Raw genomic sequence first — 8,115 nt, 5'->3', positions numbered from 1 at the left:
ATCGTTGGATCGACCAGCGATCACGACGGATATCATCGCTGGATTCCCCGGCGAGACCGAAGAGGAGTTCGAGCAGACGTTGCGGACCTGCCGCGAAGCCGGTTTTTCAAAGATTCATGCGTTTCCGTATTCAGCTCGTCGCGGCACGCCGGCTGCCGAACGCGACGACCAACTCGACAAAGGGTTGATCTCCGAACGAGTCGATCGGTTGGGTGAAGTCGAAGCCGATTTGCGAGACGAGTATTATCGTTCCTTGGTCGGGTCCAACTTGGAATTGTTGGTGGAAGAGGTGACACCTGATGGACGCCTGCAAGGCACCACGTGTCGCTATGCACCGGCCGTGATCGACCGGCCCGGCCACACCGAAGACGCCATCGCCATGCGTGAAAACGATCTGATCAACGCCCGCGTCGTTGATGTCCAGGGTGATCGATTGGAATTGGCGTGACTGAAATGAGCCGTCAAGACGATGTCGCCACCGTGGATGAATTGAAAGCGATCGTGCATCAGTTTGTCGATGAACGGAACTGGCACGAGTTCCACCAGCCGAAGAATTTGGTGATGTCGCTAGCGATTGAAACCGCTGAGCTGATGGAGCATTTTCAGTGGCTGACGCCGGAAGAATCCGCCCGCGTGAAGGACGACGAGCAAAAGCTTCATGATGTCGGTGAAGAGGTCGCGGATTGCTTGGCGTATTTGCTCGCGATCGCGAATAAGTTGGACATCGATTTGTCGACGACATTGCGGGCCAAGATGATCCGCAACGCGGTCAAGTATCCGGTCCCGGACGACGCGTAGGCCAGGTCCTCGTCGCCGGATTCTGTAGTCCAGGCTGTGCCTGGCGGTGGTTCTTTGCCGGTGCAGGTTGTTCTCGCGAAAGCATTTGATGACGCCTCGCTTTTGTTCCAAAGCATCGGCGTGGGTGCCATGTGAGACATGGCCTACGAGCGTGATCCGAATTCTTGGTGAATCCGGCTACGGTTCGGCGTGGCTACCGTAGGCCAGGTCGTGCCTGGCGATGGTTCTTTGCCGGTGCAGGTCGTTCTCGCGAAAGCATTGGATCACGTCTCGCTTTGTTCCAAAGCATCGGCGTGGATGCCATGTGAGACATGGCCTACGAGCGTGAACCGAATTCTTGGCGAATCCGACTACGGGTGGATTGCCAATTGGTTTACGAACCGACGTAACGGTCGTAAATGGATCTGGCGTGGGGGATATCGCGGACACCGCTGATCACGGCGCGGCCGTCACGGAACAGGGTCAAGGTTTGATCCTCCGGCAACTGCAACCGAGTGAAGAAACGTGTTGCTTGGACTGGTGCGACGCTGTTCCATCGCTCGGCAATCTTGGTCAGGTCAATGCGGCGACTTCCGCCAGGAATCTGAACTGCGTTTCGGCCGCACAACGTTTCGGCTTGGGACGCGCCCGCTTCCGCCGCATCAAGAAATTGGCGTTGGCCACCCGAGCAAGCCGGGCATTGGTTCGACAAATTTTCGTCGATGGCGACCTCGCGAATTTGATTTCGCCAAAGATCGATCGAGAGCACTCGTTGGTTGAGTGCGGGTTCGTTGCCCGAGAGAAACTTCAATGCTTCGGAAGATTGCAGACTGGCGATCAAGTGCGTTGCCGGGCCAATCACGCCTGCGGTGTCGCAGGTATCCACTTCGCCGGGGTCTGGAACTTCAGGGACGAGGCAACGGAAGCACGGTGACGCACCGCGAAAGAAACGAACTTGTCCACTGGCACCCACGCAGCCACCGTGAACCCAAGGTGTGTTCGTCGAGAGCGACCAATCGTTGAGCAGTAAACGCAGGGTGAAGTTATCGGCGGCGTCGATGACCAAGTCGACGTCGCGAAGGTGTTCGGCGATGTTGCCTGGGTGAATGTCCGCAACGACTTCTTCGATCACAACGCTGGAGTTGATTTGCCGCAGATGACTGGCAGCGGCCTCCGTTTTGGCCAGGGCTTGCTCCGCATCGGATTCAACGTAGAGACTTTGGCGTTGCAGGTTGCTCCATTCGATCAGGTCACGATCAATCAACCGGACTTGACCGACACCGGCACGGACCAGCAATTCCGATGCGACGGAACCGAGGGCGCCGCAGCCTAGGACCGCAACACGCGCGGATTGGATTTTTGCCTGGCCCGATTCACCGATCGCGGCGAATTGTGCTTGGCGGACGTAACGATCGTTCGGGTCGGAGATCGCCATGGAAATGGAAGCACAAGGAAAGCAAAAACGAGTGGGCTTGTAAGCCGGGTTCTGTGCCGATGCGAGGCATCGACGGTGACCATTTATCTGTGCACGACGATTGCTCGTCGCCTCCACTGCGACCTACCCGGGTGTCGATAACGAGACGGGCCGCCTCGATGATGCACCCTGTTTGGTCTAGCTCCGGATGGGGTTTACCGAGCCGATCAAGTCACCTTGATCGCTGGTGCGCTCTTACCGCACCGTTTCACCCTCACCACGCGTGACACCGCAAGCGATGTCACCGTTCGGCGGTCTGCTCTCTGCTGCACTTTCCCTGGCCTCGCGACCGGTCGACGTTATCGACCATCCTGCCCTTCGGAGCCCGGACTTTCCTCCAGCCGGAAACGCGGGAACCGCGAACCGTGCCAGCGATCACCCCGCCCACTCGTCTTGCATCGACCAGGATAACATGCTGGCTATTTTGCAACAGCCAGATTCTGTGATCGCAGTCCAGTCACGTATTCGTGGGCCACGTTCATGACCTCTTGGTTGTAATACGTGTCACGGAAGATTTCGTCGTTGTTGAGGACCTCATCGAGTTCCTCTTCTTCGGCTTCCGTTTGGGCCTTGCGTTCGGCGCGACGACGCAGGAATTCTTCTTCGTTCAGCGAGATGCTCTTCTGGTCTTTTTCGCGAACGTAGAGTTCGATGCGACGCATCAACTCGCTGAATTCTTTGTCCTGTTGGACTCGGTTGGCGGAATTGATCCGCAGTTGGTTCAGCAGGCTGTCTGGCGTCATGGCGTACAGACTGTGTTTGGCCTGGGGGACCTTGTCGAATTCCAAGGCGTACTTGAGGTCACCCTCGGCGACGGGAAGCTTGCTGGTCATGCTGGGCAGAACCAGGTCGGCTTCGACGCCTTTGAGCTGAGTGCTTTCGCCGTCGGGCAAGTAGAACTGTTGCAACGTGACCTTGAGAGCCCCGTAGTTCGCGTTGTTGCTGCGGAACAGGCTTTGACCAATATCCATCAGCGTTTGGACGGTGCCTTTGCCGTGTGTGGCTGGGTCACCGACGACGATGCCGCGGTGATAATCCTTGATCGCTCCGGCGAAGATTTCACTGGCACTCGCGCTGAGCTTGCTGGTCATGACCACGAGAGGGCCGTCCCAGACGGTGCCGCTTTGATCATCGGCGTATTGCTGGACCGATCCGTCCGAGTTTTTCACTTGAACCACGGGGCCGCGGTCGATGAACAAACCCGTCAGGCTGATCGCTTCGGTCAGGCTGCCGCCACCGTTGCGAGTCAGGTCGAGGACCACGCCACCAACGTTTTGCTCCTTGAAATCCTCGAGGATTCGTTCGACGTCCCGGGTGCTGCTGCGATAGTCGATTTCGTTTCGGCGAGCAGCTTCCATGTCCATGTAGAAGCTGGGCAGATTGATGTAGCCCAGTTTGAGTTTGCCCTGCCCAGGCATTTCGTGATCGATGACTTCACCGCGAGCGGCGGAGTCTTCCAGTTCGATGCGGGCTCGGACGATTTTGAAGATCTCTTCGTTGCCGGTTCCGCCAGGACGTACGGCCAAGCGAACAACGCTGCCGGCGCGACCGCGAATCAGCTTGACGACTTCTTTGAGTGGCATTTCAACAATGTCGACCATCGGGCCTTCTTCGTCTTGGCCAACAGCGACGATCACATCGTCTGGTTTGAGTTTGCCGTGTGAATCAGCCGCTCCGCCAGGGATGACTTGGCGAACCACAGTGTTGCCGTCTTTTTCACCCAGTGAGGCACCGATGCCGTCCAGGTTCAGACGCATGCTGATCGCGAAATCTTCTAGCGTCGCAGGTGACATGTAAGTCGAGTGCGGGTCGTAACCATTGGTCACGGAGGTCAGAAACAGTTCCAGTAAATCGTCCGAGCTGGTTTGTTTCCAGCGGCGAGCGTACCGAGCATAGCGGCGACGCAATTGGTCCTTCGCATCCGCCATGACTTCTTCTTCGGTCAACTCGGGTTCATCGGATTCCGAGTCATCGTCGGAATCCATTTTTTCGTTTCGTAGATCCAGCAAAGCCAGCTTGATTTGGCGACGCCAGCGATCGCGGGCTTCGTCTGCGCTGCGTGCGAATTGAGTTGCGTCACGGTCGACGATGATTTGTTCGTCACGGGTGAAGTCGAAGTCACCGTCGAGCAATTCCATCACCACGGCAACGCGTTCATCGACACGCTGAGTGAAGCGACCGTAGATGTAATATGCGAGGCTCAAATCGCCCAAGCGAACTTGGTCGTCGACGACTTCAGAGTAACGTTTGAATTCGTCGACATCACTCTGCAGGAAGTACAGCTTCATCGGGTCGAAGGATTCAAGGAACAAATCCAAAGCCCGACGACTGATTTCGTCATTGAGGTCTTTGCCCGAAACATGATTGCTGGGCATCAGCTTCGCGATCAATTTCGCGATCACTTTGTCCTGAGGCGTTGGCTGCGGAGGAGGAGCTTGTTCCGGTGCAGCCCGCTCGACGACATTTTCCTGTGCGATGGCGGGTTGTAGAAGCGGTGTGGAACCGATGCACCCCACCGCGAGAAACGCGACGGGAAGGATTTGACGAAACGACATAGGTCACGATCGGGTAAAAGGAAAAACCGACAGAGTTAGGAGGGATGCGTGCTTACCAAAATAGGGCATCCAGGCAGCCTGCGCGCGTCCGTCCAGTTCGATGTTAGGAATGTGGCGAAAAAACGGCAACCTTGATTTCCTAATGTCCCAAAGGAGGTTGGCCCCGCTTGCGGCGTGTGAAACGGCCTGCAATCCCAGGCTGGGGGCGGGCGACTTCACCTTGTTCATTCGGTTTAACTCCGCCGGTGGTTCAATTGTCTCGCGTCAATTGCCATTTTTCTGGTGGCCAAAGGGCCAGTGTCCCGTACTCAGTTTCTCGCTCCGTCAACCGTTGGAACCCGTCCAGTAGTGGATCGGTGGCGTAGTGATACGCGGAGGCGACCCACGTTTGCGGGAAAGCGGGCTGGTTGGCTGGTCGGAGATGGAGCGCTGAGACCAGATTGGCTTGCAGTTCAATACGGTCGTACAAATTCGGCTGTCCGGGCTGATTGGTCACCTCAATTTCATCCAAAACCGCGGTCACTCGCTCGGCGTCTCGCTTGGCAAAGAACCAACATTCGCCGCCCACACGCTGATTTCCAGCTCGCAAGGCGGGGTAGTCTTCGCGGCCGAACAAAGTGCCCTGAACCCAAGCTGGGTGAACGCCCAGTGGGGTGACCGGCCAACAATGCTGACGGCACTGGCCTTGGCACAACGTCCCGTAGACAAAGTAAACAGCTACCTCGCCGGGATTCTCCGGGATCATGCCGGTATAGAAATTCGGATTCATTCAGATCGAACTTGCGTCAACAAAGAGGAAGGCGACGTGGAATAGGGGAGGGAATCGCGTCGGGGATGAACTCGTTGCATTGTCCCAGGTGCTGCATTGTCCCGGGAAGGAAGCCTTTGAAAAGCAATCGGTTCATTTTGGCATGGCGGATTCATCGCTGATACAATGAGCGATCCCCTTCCGTTGCTGTCCAAGCACCCTCCCCTGCCCACCTGCGATGGCGATTTGATCGCCGACGAGCCTTCGTTTGCCGGAGAATCCTCGCCCGTTTGCGCGTCTGCAGTCGGTTGAGTGCGATCACAGCGAGCGGATCTTGATTGGTCTCGCCGAACAAATTGAATGAAGCCAATGGCTAACGAATCGTTTTCTCTTCGAAGCTGTTGCCTTCGAATTTTCCTGTCAGTCTGGTTGGCGGGGATGGTCTGGATCTTGGGAGGCGTCGACCAGGTGTATGCCGCGGAAGAGGTTTCGTTCAATCAAGACATTCGCAGCGTCTTGTCCGACAAGTGCTTTCTTTGTCACGGGCCGGATGAGTCGACCCGCGAAGCCGGTTTGCGTTTGGACCTTCGGGAAGAAGCCATCGAGGGGGGCGCAATCGAGCCCGGCGACGCCGGCACAAGCGAGTTGATCGCGAGGGTCACAAGCGATGATCCTGATCTGGTCATGCCGCCACCCAGCACCGGCAAGACCATCACCGACCAGGAACGAATGGCCATTCAACGTTGGATCGATCAGGGAGCAGTTTACGAAGAGCATTGGGCATATGTGCCGCCACGCGTGCCTAAGATTCCTCCAGTCATTGACTCCGAGTGGTGTCGCAACGACATCGACCGGTTCGTGTTGTCGCGTCTGGAATCTGCCCAGCGTTCTCCCAATGAACCGGCTGATATCGCGACGTTGACGCGTCGGTTGCATTTGGACCTGACCGGACTGCCGCCTTCGCTCGATACCCTGGATCAAGTTGCTTCGCCCGATGATCCCGAGTCGATGTTGCAAGAAAACATTGACGGCATGTTGGAATCCACCGCCTTTGGCGAGCGTTGGGCGCGGTGGTGGCTCGATGCTGCTCGCTACGCGGATTCGGCGGGCTACGAAAAGGACATGCAGCGGAACGTTTGGTTCTATCGTGATTGGGTGATCGATGCGATGTATCGTGACATGCCCTACGACCAATTCATCATCGAGCAGATTGCCGGGGATCTGTTGCCTGGTGCCACACAAAGCCAACGCGTTGCGACGGGGTTCCTGAGGAATTCCATGACCAACGAAGAAGGAGGCGCCGATCCCGAGCAATTTCGGATCGAAGGCATGTTCGATCGGATGGACGCGATTGGCAAATCAGTGCTGGGCATCACCACGCAGTGTGCCCAATGTCACACGCATAAATATGATCCGATCAGTCACCACGAATACTACGAGATGTTCGCGGCTCTGAACGATTTTCACGAAGCCTGCATCACCGTTTTCACTCCCGAACAAGCTGCCCAGCGTGATGACGTGCTGTCATCCATCCAAACCGCTGAGAAGGACTTTCAACGAGAACACCCAGAGTGGCGTGAGCAGGTGGCGGAGTGGGCGAAGAAGCGACCCGGAAATCACGTTGACTGGCACGTGCTGCATCCCACCACGGTTCCATTTGAGGGCCAGAAGTTCAACGTGCTGGAGGATGGTTCGATTGTCAGCGAAAGCTACGCACCGACCAAAGTCAGCAATGATTTCACGTTGGAAACGCATGTGGGAACGATCACCGCGGTACGGCTCGATGCACTCACGCATCCGCAGTTGCCTCGCGGGGGACCCGGGCGAAGCATCGATGGCACGGGAGCGCTGAGTGAATTCAAGCTCAAGATCACCCCACTGACCAAAGATGAAATTGGCGATCCAAAGCCGACTGTATCGGTGAAGTTCCAGCGTGCTTTCAGTGATGCCAATCCAACACGCCGGACGCTGAAACCTCAATACCGAAATCGTGAACCAGAAAAGGACAAACGCGTGGTGGGGCCGCCGGAATACGCGATTGACGGTGATGAATCCACGGCTTGGACAACCGATATTGGTCCTGGCCGCAGCAACCAATCTCGCCACATCGTGTTCGTCCCCGAAAGTCCCGTCACGATCCACGACGATGCCAAGGTGACTTTCACATTGGTGCAAAAACATGGTGGCTGGAACAGTGACGACAACCAGAATTTTCTGATTGGGCGGTACCGAGTCAGTGTCACCGACGCGGCCGAATTGCCCGCTGCTGCCGTTCCCACTGAGGCTGAAGCGGTTCTGGCGATGGACCCAAACGATTGGACCCACTCGCAAGCGGAACTCGCGCTGGCCGCTTGGCATCGCAGCGTGGCGATCGCTGAATCATCCAGTGACAACCTGACGAGCGGCGACAATGACTCACCGAGCGAGATCACGAAAAATCTATTGACGCTCGATGCCGAGATTGAATCGCTTTGGCAACAGTTCCCCGCAACAACCACGCAGCTTGTCGCGCAGGCCATCGAGCGACCTCGCGAAACGTTTGTCTTTTCACGCGGGGACTT

The 8,115-nt window shown here is 56.7% G+C and carries 5 protein-coding genes, 1 other RNA gene and 1 pseudogene; 3 read left to right on the top strand and 4 right to left on the bottom strand.

Translation table 11 applies throughout. From position 1 onward, the window contains the following. Together ACF8AM_RS04635 and ACF8AM_RS04630 are read left to right on the top strand one after the other, a co-directional pair. A pseudogene (locus ACF8AM_RS04635) lies at positions 1-448 on the top strand (tRNA (N(6)-L-threonylcarbamoyladenosine(37)-C(2))-methylthiotransferase MtaB); the annotation flags it as partial. A 5-nt stretch (positions 449-453) separates the two neighbouring features. Continuing rightward, complete coding sequence (locus ACF8AM_RS04630; protein ID WP_392554508.1) at positions 454-798, top strand: nucleotide pyrophosphohydrolase; 345 nt, start codon at positions 454-456, stop codon at positions 796-798. A 373-nt stretch (positions 799-1,171) separates the two neighbouring features. Here ACF8AM_RS04630 and ACF8AM_RS04625 read toward each other — a convergent pair whose 3' ends face one another. The 4 genes from ACF8AM_RS04625 to ACF8AM_RS04610 all read right to left on the bottom strand — a co-directional run bounded on the left by ACF8AM_RS04625 (position 1,172) and on the right by ACF8AM_RS04610 (position 5,575). Beyond that, on the bottom strand, positions 1,172-2,212 hold the full coding sequence (locus tag ACF8AM_RS04625) for a ThiF family adenylyltransferase (protein WP_392554507.1): 1,041 nt from the start codon (positions 2,210-2,212) through the stop codon (positions 1,172-1,174). A 24-nt stretch (positions 2,213-2,236) separates the two neighbouring features. Further along, positions 2,237-2,642: RNase P RNA component class A (gene rnpB, locus ACF8AM_RS04620), an RNA gene on the bottom strand. Between the two features lie 28 nt (positions 2,643-2,670). Continuing rightward, positions 2,671-4,806 (bottom strand): carboxy terminal-processing peptidase, encoded by a 2,136-nt coding sequence (locus tag ACF8AM_RS04615; RefSeq protein WP_392554506.1) that lies wholly within the window; start codon positions 4,804-4,806, stop codon positions 2,671-2,673. 250 nt (positions 4,807-5,056) lie between these two features. Beyond that, entirely contained in the window at positions 5,057-5,575 is a 519-nt protein-coding gene (locus tag ACF8AM_RS04610; RefSeq protein WP_392554505.1) for a gamma-glutamylcyclotransferase, read from the bottom strand. Between the two features lie 339 nt (positions 5,576-5,914). Between ACF8AM_RS04610 and ACF8AM_RS04605 the strand changes: the two genes are divergently transcribed. After that, a partial coding sequence (locus ACF8AM_RS04605) for a DUF1549 domain-containing protein (protein ID WP_392554504.1) occupies positions 5,915-8,115 on the top strand: 2,201 nt, incomplete at its 3' end.

It is taken from the genome of Rhodopirellula sp. JB055, from assembly GCF_043100905.1.
GTDB lineage: Bacteria > Planctomycetota > Planctomycetia > Pirellulales > Pirellulaceae > Rhodopirellula.
This window is presented reverse-complemented; position numbering and strand designations above follow the sequence as displayed.